24 protein-coding genes and 2 tRNA genes are annotated in these 25,297 nt (G+C 51.1%); 9 read left to right on the top strand and 17 right to left on the bottom strand.

What is annotated here, in order from left to right:
* The 8 genes from mrdA (at position 1) to ABGI61_RS10210 (ending at position 7,521) form a co-directional block, all read left to right on the top strand.
* Positions 1-1,869: a penicillin-binding protein 2 gene (gene mrdA, locus ABGI61_RS10245; RefSeq protein ID WP_347600704.1), complete on the top strand. Its 1,869-nt coding sequence runs from the start codon at positions 1-3 to the stop codon at positions 1,867-1,869.
* Positions 1,862-2,980 (top strand): rod shape-determining protein RodA, encoded by a 1,119-nt coding sequence (gene rodA, locus ABGI61_RS10240; protein WP_347600702.1) that lies wholly within the window; start codon positions 1,862-1,864, stop codon positions 2,978-2,980. Before mrdA ends, rodA begins: the two co-directional genes overlap by 8 nt.
* The gene (locus tag ABGI61_RS10235) at positions 2,980-3,798 is read left to right on the top strand and encodes a septal ring lytic transglycosylase RlpA family protein (protein WP_347600700.1); all 819 of its coding nucleotides are present in this window, start codon (positions 2,980-2,982) and stop codon (positions 3,796-3,798) included. Before rodA ends, ABGI61_RS10235 begins: the two co-directional genes overlap by 1 nt.
* Before the next feature lie 32 nt (positions 3,799-3,830).
* On the top strand, positions 3,831-4,988 hold the full coding sequence (locus ABGI61_RS10230; RefSeq protein WP_347600698.1) for a serine hydrolase: 1,158 nt from the start codon (positions 3,831-3,833) through the stop codon (positions 4,986-4,988).
* Positions 4,989-5,091: 103 nt separating this feature from the next.
* Positions 5,092-5,373, top strand: coding sequence for a DUF493 family protein YbeD (gene ybeD / locus ABGI61_RS10225; protein ID WP_347600696.1), 282 nt, complete (start codon positions 5,092-5,094; stop codon positions 5,371-5,373).
* Between the two features lie 49 nt (positions 5,374-5,422).
* Entirely contained in the window at positions 5,423-6,124 is a 702-nt protein-coding gene (gene lipB, locus ABGI61_RS10220; RefSeq protein ID WP_347600694.1) for a lipoyl(octanoyl) transferase LipB, read from the top strand.
* Positions 6,117-7,091, top strand: a complete 975-nt coding sequence (gene lipA / locus ABGI61_RS10215) for a lipoyl synthase (protein WP_347600692.1) — start codon at positions 6,117-6,119, stop codon at positions 7,089-7,091. Before lipB ends, lipA begins: the two co-directional genes overlap by 8 nt.
* A 73-nt stretch (positions 7,092-7,164) precedes the next feature.
* Positions 7,165-7,521 (top strand): PilZ domain-containing protein, encoded by a 357-nt coding sequence (locus ABGI61_RS10210; protein WP_347600690.1) that lies wholly within the window; start codon positions 7,165-7,167, stop codon positions 7,519-7,521.
* Positions 7,522-7,527: 6 nt separating this feature from the next.
* On the opposite strand, the gene ABGI61_RS10205 is transcribed toward ABGI61_RS10210, so the two are convergent.
* The 17 genes from ABGI61_RS10205 to rlmE all read right to left on the bottom strand — a co-directional run bounded on the left by ABGI61_RS10205 (position 7,528) and on the right by rlmE (position 24,863).
* Complete coding sequence (locus ABGI61_RS10205) at positions 7,528-8,703, bottom strand: hypothetical protein (protein WP_347600688.1); 1,176 nt, start codon at positions 8,701-8,703, stop codon at positions 7,528-7,530.
* Entirely contained in the window at positions 8,690-9,595 is a 906-nt protein-coding gene (nlpI, locus tag ABGI61_RS10200; protein WP_347600686.1) for a lipoprotein NlpI, read from the bottom strand. Before nlpI ends, ABGI61_RS10205 begins: the two co-directional genes overlap by 14 nt.
* Positions 9,576-11,705 carry a polyribonucleotide nucleotidyltransferase gene (gene pnp, locus ABGI61_RS10195; RefSeq protein WP_347600684.1) on the bottom strand — a complete coding sequence of 710 codons (2,130 nt, stop codon included), beginning with the start codon at positions 11,703-11,705 and terminating at the stop codon, positions 9,576-9,578. Before pnp ends, nlpI begins: the two co-directional genes overlap by 20 nt.
* Before the next feature lie 177 nt (positions 11,706-11,882).
* On the bottom strand, positions 11,883-12,152 hold the full coding sequence (rpsO, locus tag ABGI61_RS10190) for a 30S ribosomal protein S15 (RefSeq protein WP_008223878.1): 270 nt from the start codon (positions 12,150-12,152) through the stop codon (positions 11,883-11,885).
* Positions 12,153-12,277: 125 nt separating this feature from the next.
* Entirely contained in the window at positions 12,278-13,201 is a 924-nt protein-coding gene (gene truB / locus ABGI61_RS10185; protein WP_347600682.1) for a tRNA pseudouridine(55) synthase TruB, read from the bottom strand.
* On the bottom strand, positions 13,201-13,650 hold the full coding sequence (gene rbfA, locus ABGI61_RS10180; RefSeq protein WP_347600680.1) for a 30S ribosome-binding factor RbfA: 450 nt from the start codon (positions 13,648-13,650) through the stop codon (positions 13,201-13,203). Before rbfA ends, truB begins: the two co-directional genes overlap by 1 nt.
* Positions 13,651-13,721: 71 nt before the next feature.
* The gene (gene infB, locus ABGI61_RS10175; RefSeq protein WP_347600678.1) at positions 13,722-16,406 is read right to left on the bottom strand and encodes a translation initiation factor IF-2; all 2,685 of its coding nucleotides are present in this window, start codon (positions 16,404-16,406) and stop codon (positions 13,722-13,724) included.
* A 21-nt stretch (positions 16,407-16,427) separates the two neighbouring features.
* Positions 16,428-17,927, bottom strand: a complete 1,500-nt coding sequence (gene nusA, locus ABGI61_RS10170; RefSeq protein ID WP_347600676.1) for a transcription termination factor NusA — start codon at positions 17,925-17,927, stop codon at positions 16,428-16,430.
* A 29-nt stretch (positions 17,928-17,956) separates the two neighbouring features.
* Positions 17,957-18,412: a ribosome maturation factor RimP gene (gene rimP / locus ABGI61_RS10165; protein ID WP_008223867.1), complete on the bottom strand. Its 456-nt coding sequence runs from the start codon at positions 18,410-18,412 to the stop codon at positions 17,957-17,959.
* A 177-nt stretch (positions 18,413-18,589) separates the two neighbouring features.
* Positions 18,590-18,666 (bottom strand) — tRNA-Met (locus ABGI61_RS10160).
* Positions 18,667-18,740: 74 nt separating this feature from the next.
* Positions 18,741-18,825 (bottom strand) — tRNA-Leu (locus ABGI61_RS10155).
* A 15-nt stretch (positions 18,826-18,840) separates the two neighbouring features.
* Entirely contained in the window at positions 18,841-19,170 is a 330-nt protein-coding gene (gene secG, locus ABGI61_RS10150; protein ID WP_008223864.1) for a preprotein translocase subunit SecG, read from the bottom strand.
* 2 nt (positions 19,171-19,172) lie between these two features.
* On the bottom strand, positions 19,173-19,925 hold the full coding sequence (gene tpiA / locus ABGI61_RS10145; RefSeq protein ID WP_347600674.1) for a triose-phosphate isomerase: 753 nt from the start codon (positions 19,923-19,925) through the stop codon (positions 19,173-19,175).
* An 82-nt stretch (positions 19,926-20,007) separates the two neighbouring features.
* Entirely contained in the window at positions 20,008-21,342 is a 1,335-nt protein-coding gene (glmM, locus tag ABGI61_RS10140; protein ID WP_347600672.1) for a phosphoglucosamine mutase, read from the bottom strand.
* A 2-nt stretch (positions 21,343-21,344) separates the two neighbouring features.
* On the bottom strand, positions 21,345-22,178 hold the full coding sequence (gene folP / locus ABGI61_RS10135) for a dihydropteroate synthase (RefSeq protein ID WP_347600670.1): 834 nt from the start codon (positions 22,176-22,178) through the stop codon (positions 21,345-21,347).
* A gap of 80 nt (positions 22,179-22,258) precedes the next feature.
* Positions 22,259-24,175 (bottom strand): ATP-dependent zinc metalloprotease FtsH, encoded by a 1,917-nt coding sequence (gene ftsH, locus ABGI61_RS10130; RefSeq protein ID WP_347600668.1) that lies wholly within the window; start codon positions 24,173-24,175, stop codon positions 22,259-22,261.
* A gap of 58 nt (positions 24,176-24,233) precedes the next feature.
* Positions 24,234-24,863, bottom strand: a complete 630-nt coding sequence (gene rlmE / locus ABGI61_RS10125) for a 23S rRNA (uridine(2552)-2'-O)-methyltransferase RlmE (protein WP_347600666.1) — start codon at positions 24,861-24,863, stop codon at positions 24,234-24,236.
* A gap of 83 nt (positions 24,864-24,946) precedes the next feature.
* Here rlmE and yhbY point away from each other — a divergent pair, with 83 nt between their 5' ends.
* On the top strand, positions 24,947-25,243 hold the full coding sequence (gene yhbY, locus ABGI61_RS10120) for a ribosome assembly RNA-binding protein YhbY (protein WP_347600664.1): 297 nt from the start codon (positions 24,947-24,949) through the stop codon (positions 25,241-25,243).
* Positions 25,244-25,297: the final 54 nt, after the last annotated feature.

Raw genomic sequence — 25,297 nt, 5'->3', positions numbered from 1 at the left:
ATGTTAAAAAAGCGCGTTGCCATTCAGGATTTTGCTGCCGAATCCCGCCTGTTTAACCAAAGGGCGGTGGTGGCTATGCTGGTGGTAGTGCTGCTGTTTTCTGTCATCATCTTCAATATGTACCAATTGCAGGTGGTGAAATATCAGGATTATCAAACCCGCTCTGAAGGTAACCGCATCAAAGTGGTGCCGATGGCGCCTAACCGCGGCTTAATTTACGACAGAAGTGGTATTTTGCTGGCAGAGAACCGGCCGGTTTTTTCACTTGAGCTGGTGCCAGAGCAAGTCAGCGATATGAGCGCCACCCTGGACGCACTGGCAGAGCTGATTGCACTCACCCCAGAACAAACCGACAACTTTTTAAAGCAGGTGCGCGCCCAGCGCCGATTCAACAGCATAGCGTTAAAAGAGCAGCTGACCGACACTGAAGTGGCCATTATTGCCGCTAACCAACACCGTTTTCCCGGCGTTACTGTTGAGGCACGCTTAAGCCGCCACTACCCTTTTGGCGATTTATTTACCCACGCTATCGGTTACATTGGCAAAATTAACAGCCGCGAGCTGCAACAGCTCGAACAAGATGGCGAAGCCGCAAATTATGCTGCCAGCCGCGATATCGGCAAAATAGGCCTCGAGCGCTTCTATCAGCGTGAGCTGCACGGCACAATGGGCTATCAGGAAGTCGAAGTGAATAACCGGGGCCGCACCATTCGCGTGTTGCGCTCGGTGCCGGCCATATCGGGCCAAAATATTCATTTAGGCCTCGATGTCGGCTTGCAGCTGACCGCACAACAAGTTCTGCAGCAACAACGTGGCGCTATCGTCGCCATTGATCCGCGTGACGGCGCTGTGCTGGCGTTTTACAGTAACCCCAGTTACGACCCCAATTTATTTGTCCATGGCATCAGCTCGGCTAACTACAATGCGCTGCTAAACTCGCGCGACCGGCCCTTGATAAACCGGGTTACGCAGGGGGCTTATCCGCCCGCCTCGACCATCAAACCCCATCTGGCGTTGCTGGGGCTGGAGACCAACACCGTAACACCACAAACCAAAATCTGGGATCCGGGCTTTTTTATGCTGCCCAACAGTGATCATCGCTTTCGTGACCACTTACGCTGGGGCCACGGCTGGGTAGATGTTTACACTGCGATGATTAAAAGCTGTGATACCTACTTTTACGAGATGGGTATTAAGCTAGGCATCGATCGTATCTCCGACTATATGAGCAAAATGGGCTTTGGCGAAAAAACCGGCATTGATATTCACGAAGAAAGCAGTGCCGTGATGCCCTCGCGCGGCTGGAAGCGGGCCCGGCACAACCAGCCCTGGTACCCGGGTGACACCGTACCGCTGAGTATCGGCCAAAGTTACTGGACCACCACACCCATCCAGCTGGCCGTGGCGACTTCTGTGCTGTTAAATGAAGGCAAACTTGCCACCCCTCATATGGTGACCGCCTTTAGCGACGATAGCCAAAGCAGTGTGCTGGCGCCCCCCCTCAAACAGGTGATTGAAGTTGTGAACCCGCGTAACTGGCAGGTGGTGATGGACACAATGCACAAAACCGTAACCGATATCGGCGGCACAGCGCACAGGGCATTTTTGGGTGCAGCCTATGATTCAGCCGGTAAAACCGGTACTGCCCAACTGGCAGCTATTGCCCAGGATGCCAAATATGACGCCGATGCCATTGATGAACGACTGCGCGATAATGCGATGTACATAGGCTACGCCCCTTATGACAAACCCACCATACTGATAGTGGTAGCCTTGGAAAACGCCGGTGGTGGTGGGGCTAATGCTGCCCCTATTGCCCGCCAGATGATGGACTACTATTTCTCCGCCGGGGTAAATCAGCATGAATGAGCCATTTCGCGCCACGGCACGACAAAGCAAACTGGCCGCTTTTCATCTGGATGGGCCACTGCTGCTGGGCTTACTGGCACTGATAGGTTTTGGCCTGTTTATTATGTACAGCGCGTCTGGCCAGAATATGCTGATGATGAAAGCACAGGTTATCCGCTTAGGTGTGGCCCTGGCAGTGTTAGTCGCACTGGCACAAATTAAACCGCAAACGATCCGCCGCTGGTCGCTGCCGCTGTTTTTAGCCGGTTTAGGGCTGTTAGTCGCGGTGCTACTGGTTGGCCATGTTGGTAAGGGTGCGCAGCGCTGGCTGGATTTAGGTTTTATGAAATTTCAACCGTCAGAAATTATGAAACTGGCGGTACCTATGGCCGTGGCCTGGTTTATTGCCTCACATAGTTTGCCGCCCAGGCTTTGGCATTTGTTGTTAGGCTTTTTAATGTGTGCCATACCAACCTTGCTGATTGCAAAACAGCCCGATTTGGGTACCTCTATTCTGATTGCTACTGCTGGTGTGTTTGTACTGTTTTTATCCGGCATGAGCTGGCGTATTATTGCCCTGGTTGCCACCCTGATTGGCGCCTTTTTACCTGTGCTATGGCTGTTTCTAATGCGGGATTATCAGCGTCAGCGGGTGCTGACTTTCTTAAACCCGGAAAGCGATCCGCTGGGCTCGGGCTATCACATTATCCAATCAAAAATTGCCATCGGCTCTGGTGGTTTTGACGGTAAGGGCTATTTACAGGGTACCCAGTCACAACTGGAGTTTTTGCCCGAGCGTCATACCGACTTTATTTTCTCGGTAATAAGCGAAGAGCTGGGTTTAACCGGTGTATTGATTCTGCTCGGCCTCTATCTGTTTATTATTGGCCGTTGTATGATCATCGCCAGCCGTGCTCAGGACAACTACAGCAAGCTGGTCGCCGGTAGCCTGACCCTGACCTTTTTTGTCTATGTGTTTGTTAATATCGGCATGGTATCCGGCTTATTACCGGTTGTTGGCGTACCGCTACCTCTTATTAGTTATGGTGGTACTTCTATGGTCACGCTGATGGCGGCTTTTGGTATTATTATGTCGATTGGCACTCATAAACGTATGTTGGCAACGCCCTGATGAAATACGCATTTATTATCGCATTGCTTAGTGTTGTTGTTACCGGCTGTAGCAGTTCGTCAACGTATAACCGAGCTGTAGAACCTGTGCCCAATGCTGGCCGCTATCAGCAGGATAAAGACAGCATTCCAACCCGCCTGCCTACCATGCTGGAGATGGTTGACCCACAGCCCAAAGCCGAGCCATTAAGCCGCGGCGGCAATAAGCCCTATACCCTGTTTGGCCAGCACTATTCGCCATTGATTGACAGCACCACCCATACCGAAATTGGTATAGCATCCTGGTATGGTAATAAATTTCACGGCCATCTGACCTCCAATGGCGAGACCTACAACATGTTTGCCATGACAGCCGCGCATAAAACGCTGCCGCTGCCATCCTATGTGCGCGTTACTAACCTGGATAATAATCTGTCGGCCATAGTACGGGTGAATGATCGTGGCCCGTTTCACCGTGACCGCATTATTGATTTATCCTACTCGGCCGCACATAAAATTGGCATGTTAAAGCAAGGTACAGCCAGAGTTCAGCTCGAACTGTTACAATCGCCTGCTATGTATGCCGGTACCACAACGCCAGGCAACAACAGCTGTTTTATTCAGGTATTGGCCAGCAGTGACAGTAAACGGCTGAGCCAATTACAGCAGCGCTTAGCCCAAGAGCAGGCATTACCCAGCGAAATACAGCCCGGCAGTGGAATTTTTCGCTTACTTGTTGGTCCTACCGCCAGTAAGCAGCAGGCACAACAGTGGCTGCAACAGTTAAAAGCCGGACCTTTCCCGGATGCATATTTTTTTGATAGCCGTCAGTGCAGCTGACACCATGATAACGATGAAAAAGAACAGGTCTCATGAATAGTTATTACCAGATATTTGCCGTCGCCGCCGTTTCTGTGGCCAGTGCCAGCCTGCCCGCGCAGGCGCAAACCGTAATACCCCAGCCACCGGAAGTCGCTGCCAAAGGTCATATCCTGATGGATTATGACACCGGTAAAGTGTTGGCCGAAAACAATGCCGATATGTCGTTAGCGCCAGCCAGTTTAACCAAAATGATGACCAGCTACGTTATTGGCACCGAGCTGAAAAACGGCAATATTCGCAACGAAGATATGGTCACCATCAGTAAGAACGCCTGGGCGAAAAACTTCCCCGGCTCCTCGCTGATGTTTATTGAGGTAGGCACTCAGGTGTCGGTAGCCGACTTAAATAAAGGCGTCATTATTCAATCGGGCAACGATGCCTGTGTCGCCCTGGCAGAGCATATTGCTGGCAGTGAAAGTGCTTTTGTTGACCTGATGAACGCCCATGCCCAGCGACTGGGTATGACCAACAGCCGTTTTGGCAACAGCCACGGTTTACCCAGTGCAGAAAACTACTCTACACCACGCGACATGGCGATTTTATCGGCGGCACTAATTCGTGATGTGCCTGAAGAATACGCGCTGTATGCTGAAAAAGAATTCACCTACAACAACATTAAACAGTACAACCGCAACTCACTGCTGTGGGACCGCAGCCTGGACGTCGACGGTATTAAAACCGGCCATACCAGCGAAGCCGGTTTCAGTTTAATTACTTCAGCTGCGCGTGACGGTATGCGGCTTATCTCAGTGGTGATGGGCACTAACAGCGAACAGGCTCGGGCGGCAGAGAACAAAAAGCTGCTAACTTACGGCTTTCGCTTTTTTGAAACCTTCAGCCCTTATCAGGCCGGCGAGCAATTTGCCGAGCAGCGTATTTGGCAGGGCGAGAAAGAAAATATCAGGCTGGGTATTTTACAGCCAGTGCAAATTACCATTCCGCGTGGCCAGCGCAAAGATTTACAAGCCGACTTTACCTTGGATCAGCAATTAATTGCCCCCATATCGAAAGGCCAGACAGTGGGCACCGTATATCTGAAGCTACAAGGCGAAGATATTGCCACCTACCCGCTGGTTGCGCTGGAAGATGTGGCCGAGGGCGGCTTTTTCAGCCGGATGATTGACTACATAAAAATGCAGTTTAACTAACAGGCCGCATTTTTGTGCATCAGGTCCCGGCATTGTCCGGGACTTTTTGTTACAATTAGCCCAGTTTTGCAGGCCCGGTCTGCGAGGTAAGAGTGAGAGCAAGATGGCGCATGAAGTAAAAAACACCAAATTTGACGAATATCTGGAGTTTCCCTGTCAGTTCAGCTTTAAAGTGCTGGGCCTGGCAGATGACGCTTTGGTGGATCAGGTGATGGCCGTAGTGCGCCAGCATACCGATGCCGGTGATTACAGCCCGACAGTGCGCCCCAGTACCAAAGGCACCTATCACTCTGTTTCTGTTAGCGTTACCGTGACCAGCAAACAGCACATTGAGCTACTGTACACAGAGCTTGGCAAAATTGAACTGGTTCGTTACGTCCTCTGAGGTAATACCTCCGGGAACGCTACTCGTATTGCGTGTATAAGGCGGTATAATGCACAGCGATTTACAACAGGCCGACACGCAGCAGTCAACAATGCTTTGCGAGCAGCTGGTAATAAGGGATCTGGGCGTCCAGGACTACACCACGGTGTGGCAGGCGATGCAGCAGTTTACCGATACACGCACTAGCGCAACGACAGACGAGCTCTGGCTGCTAGAGCATCACCGTGTGTTTACTCAAGGCCAGGCCGGTAAAGAAGAGCATTTGCTGTTTCCCGGTGATATCCCGGTGGTGAAAGTCGACCGTGGCGGTCAGGTTACCTACCATGGCCCGGGGCAGCTGGTGGTGTATGTGCTGCTGGACTTAAAGCGGCGCAACCTGGGAGTGCGCGCCCTGGTTACGCTGATTGAGCAGGTACTGGTACAGCTGCTTCAGCCTTACGGCATAAACGCCTACGCCAAAGCAGATGCACCCGGCGTCTACGTAGATGAAGCGAAAATTGCGTCTTTAGGGCTTAGAGTGCGCAAAGGTTGTACCTTTCATGGCCTGGCACTGAATGTAGATATGGATTTAACACCATTCTCGCGTATTAACCCCTGCGGTTACGCCGGCATGCAAATGATCCAATGTAAAGATATCGGTGGTCCGCAAAGTATTGCAGAGGCCAAACAACGAATAATGCAGTGTTTTCAGCAGGCGCTGAGCATTACCACACTGCATACTAAAACAGGGTTAGACTGGCAAAATGACTAAAACTGCACGTATGGAGCCCGGCGTTAAACTGCGCGACGCCGAGAAAATGGCGTTAATTCCGGTAAAGGTACTGCCAACAGAACCCGAGCAGATGCTACGCAAACCCGAGTGGCTAAAAATCAAGCTACCGAAAAGCTCAGAGCGGATTGACCAAATTAAAGGTGCGCTGCGCAAACACGGCTTACATTCGGTATGCGAAGAAGCAGCCTGCCCTAACCTGACCGAATGTTTTAACCACGGCACCGCCACCTTTATGATTTTGGGCGCCATTTGTACCCGTCGCTGCCCGTTTTGTGATGTGGCCCATGGCCGGCCTTTGCCTCCCAGCGCTGAAGAGCCAGAAAAGCTGGCGCTGACGATTCGCGATATGAAGCTGAAATATGTGGTGATTACCTCCGTTGACCGCGACGATCTACGTGATGGTGGCGCCCAGCATTTTGCCGACTGTATTACTGAGATCCGTAAACACAACCCAGAGATTAAAATTGAAGTTTTGGTGCCAGATTTCCGTGGCCGCATGGATACCGCACTGGATATCCTGACCCAGACACCACCCGATGTGTTTAACCACAACCTGGAAACTGCACCGCGTCTGTATAAACTGGCAAGGCCAGGTGCTGACTACAAATGGTCGCTGCAGCTGTTAAAGCGCTATAAGGCGGCGCACCCTAACGTGGCAACTAAATCAGGCTTAATGGTTGGCTTAGGTGAAACCACCGAAGAGCTAATTGAAGTATTAAAAGATCTGCGTGAGCACGACGTTGATATGCTCACCGTCGGCCAGTACCTGCAACCCAGTAAGCACCACTTACCGGTAAAACGCTATATGCCGCCGGCTGAGTTTGACGAGATTAAACGCATTGCCTATGAGCTTGGCTTTAAACACGTTGCCAGTGGGCCTTTTGTCCGCTCCAGCTATCATGCCGATCGCCAGGCCGCCGGTGAGGATGTCTCGGTTAAGGTGTAATGCAAAGGTGTAGCCTGCGGCTTTTCTTTTTACATAAAGCCGCTATGCTTCGTACAACGAGACGAGGAATGCTATGGAAAACAGACGTTTTAGCCGGGTATCTTTTAAAGGCATTGCACACCTTGATTTTGGTAGCCACAGTTTAACCACTGAAGTACTGGATTTGTCGCTGCAAGGCGCTCTGATCCGCAAAACCGAGCACTGGCCACCGTCATTGCCCAAACTGATGACATTGCGCATTCATTTAAACGATCTGCCGTTAGAACTTAGGATGCAGGTGAGTGTAGCGCACGACTCCGGTGATGTAATTGGTCTGCACTGTGAGAAAATTGACATCGAAAGTGTGTCGCATTTACGCCGCTTGCTTGAACTGAATTTAGGCGATGCCGATTTACTGAGCCGGGAGCTTACAGAGCTTAGCGAGCATTAACTATCGTTAAGGTGCCAATGCCTGTATTGCATCCTGATACCCTTGGGCTGCCGCCTGTTGCATGAATTGCTGCCATGCTGGCCAGTTTTGCTGCTGGCGCGCCATATACGCAAAGTAATACTGCACCGGCATAATATCTTCTGGTGCGCTGAGAATACGCTGCGACAGCGTTAAATAAAGCGCCGGCAACCCCAGCTCGAACGAGCGCATAAGATTAGCTGCCTCAACCACCCGATACATCTGCTTACCACTATAAGCACAGCTTTCTACCGGCGTTAGCGCAATCTGATCAGCGTCTAACTGCCAATGTTGTAGATACGTCGCCTCTTGCTCAGCCAACAGGATATTGGGATAAATTTTCGTGCCATTGCAGACCTGTGCAGCGGTATCAGCCGCTAGCCGGTACTCATCAATAAAGCCCAGGATATGCATAAACTCATGCCGCAATAGCGCCAGGCTGGCATTATCTGGCAGCTGTAAAATGCCATTGTTATAACTGGCGGCACCGCGCCCGGCAATAACCAGTAGCTGACTAAAGCCACCGGCCGCCACAGTAGATGACAAGGCCAAATAGTTGCACTGAATACGGCTATCTGTCTGCTCGGTGCAGCTAAGCTCGGTAGCGCTTAGCTTAATGGCAGGCGCAAAGCAGACAGCCAATTGCTGTAACTGGGTATCTTGCTGCCACTGAGTTAACAACCGCTGCCAGGTAGTAAGCCCAACCTGCTGGCTTACCACCGGCTGCAGCGTCAACTGGCAACCTGCCGGATGAGTAAAACCTGCCATACCGGCCGGGCCAGACTGCCAAAGCCCCAGCTCAGCACGCTGCACTGACGTTAACTGATCATTTCTGACACTACCCTCGTCCAGGGCATTCTGCAGCCACTGCGCGGTCGCCAGGCGCCCCTGCTGGCGCTGCTGCAGTTGCAGCGCATGTGCCAGTGCAGCAGTATCGCCCAAACGCGCGCCCTGACGAAACCAGTGCAGTGCAGCGTCTAATTCAGCATTAGCCAGCCGCTGTGTTGCCAGTCGCATAGCTGCCGCTGGCTCGGTCTGCGCGCGCTGCATTAACACGTTGTTATCGTCCGCTGGCGGCTGACAAGCTGCCAGCAGTACAAATGCAAAAAAGCCGGTAAGCCGGCTTTTTAAACAGGGTAAGTTAAACGAACTAAGGCTCTTCATAACCGTTATCGCTGGTGCTTTCACCGCGTAATCGGGCCATTTCAAGCCGGGCATAACGGTGTTCAACAAACTCAAACACATTGGTCGCCAGCACTTGCTTGTAATAGTTCAGTGCCTGCTCTGGTCTGCCCTGGCTGTCGTGCCATTTCGCCAGATAAAAATACACTTCACATAAGCGCTCAGCTAACAGCTGATTGCTCGCCACATCCTGCACCACACTGGCCAACAGTGCCTGCTCACTAATCTCGCCGGCAAAAAACCGTACCAGGTTAGTAGACCATTCGTTGCTGTCCAGATTTTGCAGCTGGGCTGTTAACTGCGCAGTAGCCTGCTCTGCTGACAACTCGCTTTGCGCCAGATACAGCCAAATAACACGATAGGCGTCAGCCGGCTTTAGTGCTAAAAAGCGTTCAAAATCTGGGATAGCCAGGTCCGTCTTGCCGGCATAATACAAGGCTATACCGCGGTTTAAATAGGCAAACTCGTGCTCTGGCGCCAACTCCAAGGCTGAATCGAATGCCTCGTACGCGGCATCAAATTCGCCATTAACCGTATGGTGAATGCCAACGAAATTGTACGCATCGGCCATATCAGGTTTTAAGCGTAATGCCCGCATAAAATCGAGCCGGGCCAGCGAGCGTAAACCAACACTGTCGTACATCACCCCACGGTCATAGTACAACTGTGCCGACTGCTCTTCGGATAACTCAGCGCGGTACAAAATTTCACTTAAACGGGCAATCGCCAGTTCAGTGCGGTAAGACACCGCCAGCGGCTCAGGAATAAGCCAGCTGGCAGCAGGCGGCTGCGCCGCGCAGCCAGCCAGCACTGTTGCCAGCAGCGCCACAGGCGCTACAAGACGTAACAACTTATTAGGCATTAGCTTCAGCATTGGCCGACTCAGTAGCAGGTTTAGCATTTGCTTCCTTGATACTTAAACGCACACGACCTTGCTTGTCTACTTCCAGTACTTTAACTTTCACTTTCTGGCCAACGGTTAAATGCTCAGACACATTGTTAACCCGCTCATCAGAAATTTGCGAAATGTGTACCAGACCATCTTTACCTGGCAGTACGTTTACAAAGGCACCAAAGTCAACAATACGCACAACTTCACCGTCATACACCGCGCCGACTTCAATCTCAGCGGTAATCGCATTGATCTTATCGATAGCAATTTGTGCAGCCTTGGCCGTCGTCGCAGCAATTTTGATGCTGCCATCGTCTTCCAACTCGATAGTAGTGCCTGACTCTTCGGTGATCTGACGGATCACAGCGCCACCTTTACCGATAACTTCGCGGATTTTCTCCGGGTTAATCTTCATGGTGTAAATGCGCGGTGCATACTCAGACATTTCTTCACGGTGACCGCTGATCGCCTGATCCATCACGTTCAGAATGTGCAAACGGGCAGCTTTAGCTTGCTTAAGTGCAATTTGCATAATTTCTTTGGTGATACCGTCAATTTTGATATCCATCTGCAGTGCAGTGATACCTTCGGCAGTACCCGCCACTTTAAAGTCCATGTCGCCTAAGTGGTCTTCATCACCTAAGATGTCTGATAATACAACGAAGTCATCGCCTTCTTTTACCAGACCCATAGCGATACCCGCCACAGAGGCTTTAATTGGCACACCGGCATCCATCAGGGCTAACGACGAGCCACACACTGACGCCATAGAGCTTGAGCCGTTTGATTCAGTAATTTCAGATACCACACGCACTGTGTACGGGAAGTCGTTAAAATCAGGCATCACGGCCTGTACACCACGTTTAGCCAGACGACCATGGCCGATTTCACGGCGCTTAGGTGAGCCAATCATGCCGGTCTCACCCACTGAGTACGGTGGGAAGTTATAGTGCAGCATAAAGGTATCGGTCTTGGCGCTTAATAAGTCATCAACAGTTTGCGCATCGCGGGCAGTACCTAACGTTGCGGTAACTAACGCCTGGGTTTCACCACGGGTAAACAGCGCTGAACCGTGAGTACGTGGCAGTACACCGGTCATTACACTTAAACCACGGATCATTTCCGGGTCACGGCCGTCAATACGCGGCTCGCCCTTGGTGATGCGGCCACGCACCACTTTTGATTCCAGGTTATGGAAGATCTCGCCAACTTCTAACAGGTCCAGCTTGTCGTCTTCACCAAGCTCAGCGGTCAACTTTTCAATTAACGCGGTTTTAATCTCACCAATGCGCTCATAGCGTTTGGCTTTTTCGGTAATGCGGTAAGCATCGCCTAAGTCAGCTTTAGCCAATGCTTCAATTTTTTCAATCAGCGCAACGTTCTTCTCAGGCGCTTGCCAGTTCCAGGCTGGTTTGGCGGCGTCAGCGGCAAATTCGTTGATAGCGGTAATGGCAGACTGCATCTGCTCATGGCCGTACACCACAGCGCCTAACATTACATCTTCTGACAGAATGCCGGCTTCAGATTCAACCATCAATACCGCACCGGCAGTACCGGCGACCACTAAGTCCAGCTTAGAGGTTTTCAGCTCGTCTTCTGATGGGTTCAGTACGTACTGGCCATTGATGTAACCAACACGAGCAGCTCCGATAGGGCCAGCAAACGGGATGCCTGAAATGGCTAGGGCCGCTGAGGTACCAATTAGGGCAACGATATCCGGCTGAATTTCAGGCTGTACTGAAACCACGGTAGCAACAACCTGCACTTCGTTAGTGAAGCCTTCCGGGAATAATGGCCGGATTGGACGGTCAATCAGACGGGCGATCAGTGTTTCGCCTTCAGATGGACGACCTTCACGCTTGAAGAAGCCACCTGGAATACGGCCGGCGGCATACATTTTTTCCTGATAATTTACCGTTAACGGGAAGAAATCCTGGCCTGGTTTGGCTTCTTTCTTACCCACTACCGTTACTAAGACTGACGTGTCACCCAGACTAGCCAATACTGCGGCATCTGCCTGACGGGCGATTACGCCGGTTTCTAAAGTGAAAGTATGCTGGCCGAATGGGAATGATTTTACGATGGGAGTCACGTGTTTGTTTCCTTTACTTAATCGCCTAATTGCGATGTCATTTTTGTCGTTTAATACGGTGCTAGTATACTCTGTAACCAGAGCACAAAGATAGTTCAGTAATACGTTAACTTTGGCGAAAAAATAGTCTTATGTATAAAAAAAGGGGCTTAAAGCCCCTTTTTAACTGAATGCGAATTAACGGCGTAAGCCTAAACGCTCAATCAGAGTTGCGTAACGGCTCTGGTCTTTACCTTTTAAGTAATCCAGCAGCTTACGACGCTGACTAACCATACGCAGCAGACCGCGGCGTGAGTGGAAGTCATGCTTGTGCTGAGCAAAGTGACCTTGCAGGTGGTTGATAGACGCAGTTAACAGAGCAACTTGTACTTCTGGTGAACCGGTATCGCCTTGCTTGACAGCGAAGTCAGCAACGATTTTTGCTTTTTCAGCAGCGCTTAAAGACATATTTAACTCCAAATGTGAGTGAACTAAAGTCAGGGAATTGCCGATCACTCATCCAGCAAGCCCAAAAATCCGCACGATTATAGCATTTTGCTACTTATTTACAACTGCCTTGCTCAGCACACGGCTTAGCTGCCAGCCGTGTTTAGCAATCGGCGCGAGCTGAGTACACCGTCAACCACCTGACCAATACCAAAAAAACGACCATCTGCACCATGCAATTTAACCGCTTCAATATCACTATGTTCAACCTGGCAGCTCTGGCCATGTTGCAAGCGGTGCTGCTCGGCTTGTGTCAGGTTAATACGCGCCATATCCGCGATTCCGGCGTCCATCGGCAGCAATAACGCATCCATTGGCGAGAAATCACCGCTCTGATGACATTGTTCAGCCAAGACGTCCAATTGCGCTGGCGTTACCATCTGCGCTGCAACGAAAGGGCCGACCTGAGTGCGGTGCAAACGGGCAACATGGGCACCACAGCCTAAGGCTTCGCCCAAGTCGTCAATCAGGGTGCGAATATAAGTGCCCTTAGAGCAGTGCACAATAAAATCCGCGCTGTCGCCGCGGTTTGCCAGCAGGTCAAAGCGGAATATGCTAATGGGCCTGGCTTCCCGTGGTACTTCTATGCCTTGGCGGGCATAACGGTATAACGGCTGGCCCTGATATTTCAGCGCCGAAAACATGGTTGGCACCTGCAGGATATCGCCCTGAAAAGCCTGCATCGCCTGCAGAAGCTGAGCTTCATTGTGGGTGACCAGCTTCTCGCTTATCACCTCACCTTCAGCGTCACTGGTGCTGGTGCGCACACCAAAACGGGCCGTGACCAGATAGGTTTTGTCGGTATCGAGCAAAAACTGGCTGAATTTGGTCGCCTCGCCAAAACAAATCGGCAACAAACCTGATGCCATTGGGTCCAGCGCGCCGGTATGGCCAGCTTTTTGCGCCTGATACAGCCAGCGCACCCGCTGTAAAATGCCGTTACTGCTCACTTCCAGCGGTTTATCCAGCAATAAAATACCGTTCACCGGCCGGGCGTTTTTCCGCGCCATTAGTTGGCCGGCTCGTCGCTGTTATCTGTGCTGCCAGCGGCGTCGGTATCGGCAGCATCGTCCAGTGTCTGGCCTGATTGCAGCCGGCGGCGGTCATCCTCAGCGCGGGCATTACTGACTAGATTGGCCATACGAATACCTTCGTTTAATGACTCGTCAAACACAAAGCGGATGTGCGGCACAATACGTGCCTGAATGCGTTTACCTATAAGGCTACGGACAAAGCCTGAAGCATCATTGAGGATCTTCAGATTATCCTCTACTTTATCGTCGGCCAGACCTAAAAAGGTGACAAACACCTTGGCATGGGATAAATCACGCGATACTTCCACGTCTGATACGGTAATCATGCTGTGCAGGCGCGGATCTTTAATTTCGCGCTGTAAGATCACCGCCATTTCTTTTTTCATTTGTTGCGACAGTCTGTCGACCCGCGAGAATTCTTTCATAACTGTATTTCCACTGTCTGTTTAAGACAAAACAGGGGCCTTTGGCCCCTGTTATATTGTTACACGATGATTTACAGGGTGCGTTCTACCTGAACCACTTCAAATACTTCGATCTGGTCGCCTTCGCGCACATCGTTGTAGTTCTTCACACCGATACCACATTCGAAGCCATTACGTACTTCGCTAACGTCATCTTTAAAGCGACGCAGTGATTCCAGCTCGCCTTCGAAGATCACCACGTTGTCACGCAGTACGCGGATAGGCGCATTACGCTTGATCACACCCTCAGTGACCATACAGCCGGCCACCGCACCGAACTTCGGTGAGCGGAACACGTCACGAACCTGGGCCAGACCGATGATCTGTTGCTTGAATTCAGGGGCTAACATACCGGTCATTGCCGCACGCACTTCGTCTAACAGCTCATAAATGATGCCGTAGTAACGTAAGTCTAGGCCTTCGTCTTCTACCATCTTACGGGCTGAACCATCAGCACGTACGTTAAAGCCGATTATGATAGCTGAAGATGCTGCAGCTAAGGTCACGTCGGTCTCGGTAATACCACCTACGCCTGAACCGACGATCTTCACTTTTACTTCATCGGTTGACAGTTTCATCAGTGATTCAGTAATGGCTTCAACCGAGCCTTGTACGTCGGCTTTCAGTACGATGTTCAGTTCAGACACATCGCCTTCAGTCATGTTAGCAAACATGTTTTCCAGCTTAGACTTCTGCTGACGCGCCAGTTTCACATCACGGAATTTACCCTGACGGTACAGTGCCACTTCACGCGCTTTACGCTCGTCTTTCACCACAGTAACTTCGTCACCGGCTTGCGGTACACCAGATAAACCCAAGATCTCCACCGGAATAGACGGGCCTGCGGTTTTAATTTCTTTACCGTTTTCATCGCGCATTGCACGCACACGGCCATATTCAAAGCCACATAGCACGATTTCACCCTGTTTCAGCGTACCTTCCTGTACCAGGATAGACGCTACCGGGCCACGGCCTTTGTCTAAGCGAGATTCAATCACCACACCACGTGCCAGACCGTCTTTCACTGCTTTTAATTCCAGCAGTTCAGCCTGGTTCAGAATGGCTTCGAGTAAATCATCAATACCCATACCCGATTTCGCCGATACCGGTACAAACTGAGTATCGCCGCCCCACTCTTCCGAGATAACGTTGTACTGAGATAGCTCGTTACGCACGCGCTCTGGATCCGCTTCTGGCTTATCCATCTTGTTCACGGCAACCACCAGCGGCACACCAGCCGCTTTCGCATGCTGAATCGCTTCTTTGGTTTGTGGCATCACACCATCGTCAGCGGCTACTACCAGGATAACGATGTCAGTGGCTTTGGCACCACGGGCACGCATCGAGGTAAACGCAGCGTGGCCTGGTGTATCAAGGAAAGTCACCATACCGCGCTCGGTTTCTACATGGTAAGCACCAATATGCTGAGTAATACCACCGGCTTCGCCCGCGGCCACTTTGGCTTTACGGATATAATCCAGCAGTGAGGTTTTACCGTGGTCTACGTGACCCATAACGGTGACAACCGGTGCACGAGGCTCCAGCTCGCCCTGGCCTTCGCGGTCTGACATTACCGCTTCTTCCAGCTCGTTTTCTTTGGTCAGGGTAAACTTGTGGCCCATTTCTTCACAGACAATCGCGGCCGTTTCCTGATCAATCACCTGGTTGATGGTCGCCATAGCGCCCATCTTCATCATCACTTTGATCACTTCTGAGGCTTTAACGGCCATTTTGGCAGCAAGCTCGGCGACAGTGATGGTTTCACCAATTTTGACTTCGCGCTCAACCGGTTGCGCTGGCTTATTAAAGCCATGCTGCATGCTGCTTGGCGTCTTCTTTTTCTTTACATGACGGTTAGCACGGTTAAACGCTTCTTTGTCATTAGCATCGTCTTTCTTCTTGCCTTTGACTACAGGTGTTTTCTTACCCGCGCCACGACGACCGGCACGCTCTTCTTTGGCGTCCACTTCATCTTCTGCCTGCTTGGCAAACTCGTTGCTGGTCAGGTGATAATCGTCGTTATCCGTTGGCTTGGCTTTTTCTTCCTGCGCCCAGCGCTCGCTGTTTTCTTCTGCCAGCTTACGCGCGGCAGCAGCTTGTTTAGCGGCTTCCTCTTCCAGCTTACGCAGCGCTTCTGCTTCCTGCTGCTGACGAATACGCTCAGCTTCTTTGCGGGCTTCTTCTTTGGCAGCACGACGGGCGGCTTCTTCCGGGTCGTCTTTTAACAGCTGGGCTTGCTTCGCCTCTTCACGACGCTTGGCTTCAGCCGCTTTGCGCTCGGCTTCTTCTTTCGCTTTCGCCGCCGCGATTTCTTTCGCTTTACGCTCCGCTTCAGCGCGGGCGGCATCTGCTTCAGCACGGGCTTTTTCTTCAGCCAGACGGGCTTCTTCCTGCGCTTTTAACGCGGCTTCATCCAGCATCGGCTTTTTCACGTAGGTTTTTTGCTTACGCACTTCAACCTGAATTTCGCGGTTACGGCCGGCACCACCTGACACACTCAGAGTGGTTTTTTCTTTACGCTTTAAGGTTAAGCGTGAAGGCTCGGCACTTTTACCACCATGCTGCGCACTTAAGTGATCCAGCAGGGCTTTTTTCTCATCTTCGCTGACTACCTGACCGGCGGCTTTACTGATACCGGCATCAGCGAATTGCTGCACTAACCGTTCAACAGTAGTACCGACATCACTGGCTAGCTTTTCTATAGTGACTTCTGCCATTTGTGTTGTTACCTCCGTTGACTACTTATTTTCTTCGCTAAACCAAACGATGTTACGGGCAGCCATGATCAGGTCGGCGGCTTGTTGTTCCGACATGGTGGCAATATCCAGTAAATCATCGACACCCAGCTCAGCCAGGTCGTCTAACGTGGTTACCCCTTTACTGGCCAGAACATAGGCCGTATGGGTATCTAATCCTTCCAGCGCTAACAGCGCTTCGCTTGGCTGCGCATCTTCCAGCGATTCTTCACTGGCCAGGGCGCGGGTGGTTAACACCGCTTTGGCACGGCCACGCAGCTCTTCAACAATCTCTTCGTCCAGACCATCGATGCTTAACAGCTCGCTGATCGGTACATAGGCGATTTCTTCCAGCGTAGAGAAGCCTTCGTCTACCAGCACGTCGGCGAACTCTTCGTCAATCTCAAGCGCGTCAACAAACACCTGGCGTACTTTGGCGGTTTCTTCCTGGTGTTTTTGTTTCATGGCAGATACTGACATCACGTTCAGCTCCCAGCCGGTCAACTGGCTGGCTAAGCGCACGTTCTGACCGTTACGGCCAATCGCCATCGCCAGGTTGGAGTCTTCTACCGCGATGTCCATTGAATGGGCGTCTTCATCCACGATGATAGAAGCCACTTCAGCCGGCGCCATCGCATTAATAACAAACTGGGCATCGTTATCGTCGTATAACACGATATCGACACGCTCACCGGCTAACTCGTTTGACACAGCCTGCACGCGTGAACCACGCATACCCACACAAGCACCAACCGGATCGATACGACGGTCGTTACTCTTCACCGCAATCTTGGCACGGGCACCCGGGTCACGCGCGGCGCCACGCAGTTCAATCATCTCTTCGCCAATTTCCGGCACTTCAATGCGGAACAGTTCCAACAGCATTTCTGGCCGTGAACGACTTAAAAACAGCTGGGCACCACGGGCTTCTGGTTTTACTTCAAACAGCAACGCGCGTATACGGTCACCCGGGCGATAGGTTTCGCGCGGTAACATTTCATCTTTACCCAGCATGGCTTCAGCATTGTTACCCAAATCGACAATGATGCTGTCGCGGTTTACTTTTTTCACCACGCCGGTGACTAACTCACCAACTTGATCGATATAAGCTTCTACCACTTGTGAGCGCTCAGCCTCACGTACTTTTTGTACGATAACCTGTTTGGCCATCTGGGTAGTAATACGATCAAATTCGATCGAGTCAATTTGCTCTTCGTAGTAATCGCCTACCTGTACTGAAGGATCATCATATTGCGCTGCCGACAGTGTCATTTCGCGGTACGGATGCTCTTGTACCTGGTCGTCCGGGATCACCAACCAGCGACGGAAGGTTTCATAGGCGCCGGTTTTGCGGTCGATGCTTACGCGAACTTCGATATCGCCTTCGTTTTTCTTTTTAGTGGCTGCAGCCAATGCAAACTCAAGCGCCTGGAAAATTTTCTCCCGCGGTACTGATTTTTCGTTTGAAACTGCATCAACAACTAATAATATTTCTTTTGCCATTGTGTGTTGCCTCGCTTTGCCCCGATACCTTAAAACACCGGTACCACGTTTGCTTTATCTACGTTATCCATCAGCAAACGATAGGGTTTGCCATCTACTTCCACTATCAACATATCGTCTTCAATAGCTGTTAGTACGCCTTTAAACTTACGCCGGCCATCCTGTGGAATAGCCAGTTTTACTTCAATCTTCTGCCCGACCACAGCAGCAAAATGCGCTGGGGTAAACAACGGTCGGTCCAAGCCAGGTGAAGACACTTCCAGCAAATATTCATTCGCTATAGGATCTTCCACATCTAAAATGGCACTGACTTCACGGCTGACCACAGCGCAGTCATCTACCGTTACGCCGTCAGCATGGTCAATGTACAACCGCAACGTTGAATGCCGGCCTGCCTGCACCAGCTCCAGCCCCAGTAATTCGAAGCCACTTGCTTCGACAGTGGGCTGCAACAGCTCAGTCAGTTTCTGTTCTTGTTTCGTCAACGTGACCTCCGGAACACTGTTGTTTACCCCACTTAGAGCAACAACAGCCAATAAAAAAAGGGCCTGTAGCCCATTACTGCGTAAAACTAGGTCTGCAGATACGAAAACGCCCCGAACTAGCGGGGCGAATGGGCATCTGATCAACTAACATATCGCCAATGTTAATTGAAACTAAGTTGGTTGCGGGAGCCGGATTTGAACCGACGACCTTCGGGTTATGAGCCCGACGAGCTACCAGGCTGCTCCATCCCGCGTCCGTAATTGGCGCTTATTATATAGCGCTGACTGGCTTATCGCAAGCTTTGCCGTGGCAAAGTATTGATTAATTTGGTGCCGAGAGCGGGACTTGAACCCGCACGTCCGAAGACACTACCCCCTCAAGATAGCGTGTCTACCAATTTCACCATCTCGGCTAAAAATATTGTGACTTAATTACCTACGGGGATGTCGCTGGTGTCGTCTTTCTTCTGCTCAACTTGTTCAGTTACTGGCACTGATAAGTCCTGCCATTCGTCAACTTTTTTGCTCTGGCCGGCACTGTAGTTACCCAACACTATGCTCAGCACGAAGAAAATGGTCGCTAACACAGTGGTGGTTTTAGTTAAAAAGTTACCGGTACCGGAAGAACCAAACACCGTGGCTGATGCCCCTGCACCAAATGCTGCGCCCATATCAGCCCCTTTGCCGTGCTGAATTAACACCAGGCCGATTAACGCCATTGCGACTAACAAATACACTACCATTAAAATTTCGTACATGTTTAATCCTTTGCGCCTTGCGTGGCTGCAAGACAAATTTGGGCAAACTCTACCGGTTTCAGGCTGGCGCCACCAACCAAGGCACCGTCAATATCTGCCTGGTCAAACAATGCAGCGCAATTCTCTGCGTTAACACTGCCACCGTACAATATTCTTACCGCTTTTGCGGCTGCTGCATCGTACTGCGCCAGATGAGCTCGAATAAAAGCATGCGTCTGTTGCGCTTGCTCTGGCGAAGCAGATTCGCCGGTACCGATAGCCCAAATGGGTTCATACGCAATTACTGATTTCGCCAGTAATTCGGGCTGCGAAGCATACACCGCATCAAGTTGACGCGCAATAACCTGCTGCGTTTTTTCTTGCTGGCGCTCAGCTAAACTCTCGCCGACACATAATACCGGCGTAAGGCCTGCAGCCACTGCGGTAGCAAGTTTTGCCGCTACCAGACTATCAGTTTCAAAATTCAGGCTGCGCCGCTCAGAGTGGCCAACAATAACAAAGCTGGCACCCGCTTCTAACAGCAGTTGCGCGCTCAGCTCGCCGGTGAAAGCACCACTGGTTTCATGACTGAGGGTTTGCGCACCCAGCGCAAACTGGCCAGATGCGGCAAAGCGGGTTAGCAGCGTCGCCGGTGGACAAAGCAACACGTCTACATCGCTAAGCGTCAGCGATTGCAGCGTCGTTGTCATCTCCTTGACCAGAGCGGCAGAACCGTTCATTTTCCAGTTCGCGGCGATCAGGGCTTTGCGTGACATGAAGTAATATCCTGTTGTAAGTCCGGCGCGATAGTAACCAACCACGCCGGAGCAAACAAGTAAAAATGGCGCATTTGAACAATCAACTGGCGATTTTTACCGCAGCGGCAATACGCTCGGCATATTGGCGAACCAGTTCTTCCTGCTCTCCTTCAACCATTACGCGAATTAACGGTTCAGTGCCACTTTTACGGATCAATACCCGGCCACTGCCGTTAAGCTCAGCTTCCACTTCAGCAATCACTTGCTTGACATGTTGCTTTTCCAGCGGTGCCGTGCCTTTTTCAAATTTCACGTTAACCAGCACCTGCGGCAGCTTATGCATACCCTGGCTAAACTCTGCCAGCGTCATTTTGGCTTCTATCATTGCGGTTAATACCTGTAAGGAAGCAATAATGCCATCGCCGGTACAGGTGTGGTCTAAATTCAGTACATGACCGGAGTTCTCACCGCCGATTCGCCAGTTTTTCTCCCGCAGCAGCTCCATCACGTAGCGATCGCCGACCTTACTGCGCTCAAACGGAATGTCAAGCTGCTTTAGCGCCAGCTCTAACCCCAGGTTGCTCATTAATGTACCGACGACACCGCCTTGCAATTTGTTTTGTGCTTTGGCGGCGCGGGCGATGATATAGACTATCTCGTCACCGTCGATAATACGGCCGGTATGATCGGCCATCATCACGCGATCGCCATCGCCATCATAGGCAATACCTAAATGAGCTTTATGCTCTACCACGGTTTTTTGCAGCAGCTCAGTATGGGTTGCACCGCAGTGATCATTAATATTTAAGCCATTGGGGCTGGCACCAATCACCACCACTTCCGCACCCAGCTCTTTAAATACCGCAGGCGCGATATGATAGGTGGCACCATGTGCGCAATCGATCACCACTTTCATGCCATTCAGTGATAAGTGATTTGGCAGATGGCTTTTACAAAATTCAATGTAACGGCCGGCGGCATCATCAATGCGCTGAGCTTTACCCAGTTTTTCCGAGCTCTCGCACACCATAGGCTGCTCCAGCTCGTGCTCTATCGCCAGCTCAACGTCGTCCGGCAACTTGGTGCCATCAGCGGAGAAAAACTTAATGCCGTTGTCATAGTAAGGATTATGCGAGGCACTGATCACTATGCCAGCCTCGGCACGGAAGGTCCGGGTTAAATAGGCCACGGCCGGCGTTGGCATAGGGCCTAATAGCCGCACATCAATACCGGCGGCGATTAAACCGGCTTCCAGCGCGGTTTCCAGCAAATAACCCGAAATCCGTGTGTCTTTGCCGATTAATACTTTGCGGGTACCACGTTGTGACAATACACGACCTGCAGCCCAGCCCAACTTCATAGCAAATTCTGGCGTAATCGGAAAATCACCCACCCGGCCACGCACGCCATCGGTGCCAAAATACTTTCTACTCATCCTTACACTCCATATTGCATAGCAGTAACAATCCTGACTGCCTGCACGGTTTCTTTAACATCATGCACACGAATAATCTGGGCACCTTTAAGTGCCGCTATAGTAGCGCAGGCCAGACTGCCTGCCAAACGCTGCGCAACGGGTTCGTTTAATAACTGGCCAATCATCGACTTACGCGACATACCGGCAAGCACAGCATAGCCCTGGCTGCAAAACCGTTCTAACTGTTGTAACAAGGCATAATTGTGGCTGAGGTTTTTACCAAAGCCAAAGCCTGGGTCAAGAATAATTTGTGCTTTATCAATACCGGCTTGCTCACACTGCTGCGCGCGGCTAAGCAGATACTGCAGCACCTCGTTCACCACGTCCTGATAGTCTGGTGCCTGCTGCATGCTGCGCGGCGCCCCCTGCATATGCATCAGACAGACCGGCACAGCCGCCTGTACCGCTACCGCCAGGGCTCCCGGTTCCTGCAATGCCCTGACATCATTGATAATATCCGCACCTGCCTGAACAGCCGCTGACATCACGGCGGCTTTGCTGGTGTCAATTGAAATCACACAATCAAAACGCTGGCGTATCGCGCTTATCACTGGCACTACGCGCTCAAGCTCCTGCGCTTCGGTTACATCCTGTGCGCCCGGGCGGGTTGACTCGCCGCCAATATCCAAAATAGCCGCGCCATCAGTTAGCATTTGCTCCGCCTGATATAAGGCTGCATCCAGCTGGTTGTAACGGCCGCCGTCGGAGAATGAATCGGGTGTTACATTTAAAATGCCCATCACTACCGGACGGCTAAGATCCAGTTGGCGCTGGCGGGGTAAGGTTAAGTGCATAACAACTCCTGCTATAGAAGGCTAGCAGTAAAAACAAGCCCCGGAAAACCGGGGCTGGGATACTCATTTCTCAGGTAAGCCTAGTGCAAGTTACCTTCAGAGGGTTTAGCAGCTACCACAGTGTCATCTTTGGTTGCTTTGCTATCAGGCTTGTCGTCAGAGCCTTTGTCACGCGGCTCCCAATTTTCAGGCTGGCGCACTTCACGCCGTGCCATTAAATCGTCGATTTGCTTGGCATCTATGGTTTCATACTTCATCAGCGCATCTTTCATCGCATGCAGTATGTCCATATTCTCTTCGATAATTTTCTTCGCTCTGTCGTAGTTGCGGTCAATAAAGTCACGGATCTCAGCATCAATGGCTTTAACCGTATCTTCCGACATATGCTTATTTTTACTGACAGAGCGGCCTAAAAACACTTCGCCTTCTTCGTCGGCATACAGTAGTGGCCCCAGTTTTTCTGAGAAGCCCCACTGCGTGACCATTTTACGCGCCAGATCGGTAGCACGTTCAATGTCGTTCGATGCGCCTGTAGTGACCTGTTCAAAACCGTAAATCACTTCTTCGGCGATACGGCCACCAAACAGCGAGCTAATCATGCTTTCTAAATGGCGTTTACTGTGCGATACGCGGTCACGCTCGGGTAAATACATAGTGACACCCAGCGCACGACCGCGCGGGATAATACTCACTTTATATACCGGATCGTGCTCAGGCACTAAGCGGCCAACAATGGCATGGCCAGCTTCGTGATAAGCCGTCATTTCCTTTTCTTTCTCGGTCATCACCATAGAGCGGCGCTCTGCGCCCATCATGATTTTGTCTTTGGCTTTTTCAAACTCATCCATCGACACGACGCGACGGTTACCACGGGCAGCAAACAGTGCCGCTTCGTTGACCAGATTCGCTAAATCCGCACCAGAGAAGCCTGGCGTACCACGGGCAATCACTGAAGGCTCAACACCTTCGGCCAGCGGCACTTTACGCATATGCACTTTTAAAATTTGTTCGCGGCCTTTCACGTCCGGTAAACCCACTACCACCTGACGGTCGAAACGGCCCGGGCGCAATAATGCCGGATCCAGTACATCTGGCCGGTTAGTGGCAGCAATCACAATAATGCCTTCGTTACCGTCAAAGCCGTCCATCTCTACCAGCATCTGGTTTAAGGTTTGCTCTCGCTCGTCATGACCACCGCCTAAACCGGCGCCGCGCTGGCGGCCCACGGCGTCAATTTCGTCAATAAAGATGATACAAGGCGCCGCTTTTTTCGCCTGATCGAACATGTCCCGCACACGGGAGGCACCGACACCGACAAACATTTCAACGAAATCAGAACCTGAAATGGTGAAAAACGGCACTTTGGCTTCGCCAGCGATGGCTTTTGCCAGCAAGGTTTTACCTGTTCCTGGTGGGCCTACCATCAAAATGCCTTTAGGAATTTTACCGCCCAGCTTCTGGAAGCGTGACGGGTCGCGCAGGTAATCCACCAGTTCAGACACTTCTTCTTTGGCTTCGTCACAGCCGGCCACGTCAGCGAACGTGGTTTTAATCTGATCTTCACCCATTAAGCGGGCTTTGCTCTTGCCAAAAGACATCGCGCCTTTGCCACCGCCGCCTTGCATCTGACGCATAAAGAAAATCCACACGCCGATAAGCAATAGCATTGGGAACCAGGAGATGAAAATGGTCGCCAGCCAGCTGCTCTCTTCCGGCTTGCTGCCAAAAGAGTTCACGTTGTTTTTGATCAGATCATCCAGCAGTTTCTCGTCATAACCTGTTGGGATCACGGTTTCGAAGCGCTCACCGCTGCGTTTCACGCCGGTAATGACACCGGTGCGGTCAACCTTTACTTCGCGGATCTGCCCCTGATTTACTTCATTGATAAACTGAGTGTAACTGGTTTGCCGATCGACATTGTCGCCGGGGCCAAAGCTATTGAACACCGACATTAATACGACGGCGATCACTAACCAGACAATCAGATTCTTTGCCATGTCACTCAAGGTTATAACCTCTTTATACCGATAATAAGATAACTACCCATCTACTTTACTAGACTTTAAAGCCCGTCGCCACGATATATGTCTCACTGGAACGGGCACGGGACGACTCGGGCTTGCGAATTTTTACCACGGTAAAGGCCTCGCGTACCGCCTTTACATAGTGTTCAAAGCCTTCGCCCTGGAACACTTTGACCACAAAACTGCCATTTTGCTTCAACACTTTGTGACACATATCTAAGGCCAGTTCGACCAGATACATAGAGCGGGCCTGATCGGTGGTGTCATTACCGCTCATATTGGGCGCCATATCTGACAGTACCACATCTACGTTCTGACCGCCGATCCGGCTCAGTAGTGCCTCTAACACCGCCTCTTCACGAAAATCGCCCTGTAAAAAACTGACACCGTTAATCGGGTCCATCGGCAAAATATCGCAGGCAATTACAGTGCCGCCACTACCTACCTGACCCACGCAAAACTGTGACCAGCTGCCGGGCGCAGAACCTAAATCCACCACTGTCATGCCGCTTCTGATCAGTTTGTCTTTCTGGTTAATTTCTTCCAGTTTAAAGGCGGCACGCGAACGTAAACCGAGCTTCTGTGCTTTTTGCACAAAGTGATCGTCAAAATGCTCTTTCAGCCAGCGGGTTGAACTGGCCGAGCGCTTTTTCTTGGTCATGCTGACACTCTTAATTAGTGTTATCGGTTAGATGGCGCTACAATAACGCAAATTCAAGCGTTCGCAGCGGAAATAAGCATTTTATGAGTTTAACCAACAAACAGAAACAATTTTTAAAAGCCAAAGCCCATGATTTAAAGCCGGTGATACTGCTCGGTAGCAATGGCCTGACCGAAGGCGTAGTGGCCGAAATTGACAATGCCCTTAACTTTCATGAATTAATTAAAGTAAAGGTGCCAACGGAAGACAGAGAGCAAAAAGTGCTTATCATGGACGCCATAGTACGCGAGACACAGGCCGAGCAAGTACAGGTGATTGGTAAAGTGCTGGTGCTGTTCCGCCCCAGTAAAGACAAAAAAATCAGTCTGCCGCGCGGCTAAGCCGGCTTAACGTTAAAAAAGCGCCCGTGGGCGCTTTTTTCGTTTTATTGGTAG

The organism is Rheinheimera fenheensis (assembly GCF_039871805.1).
Lineage (GTDB): Bacteria > Pseudomonadota > Gammaproteobacteria > Enterobacterales > Alteromonadaceae > Alishewanella > Alishewanella fenheensis.
This window is presented reverse-complemented; position numbering and strand designations above follow the sequence as displayed.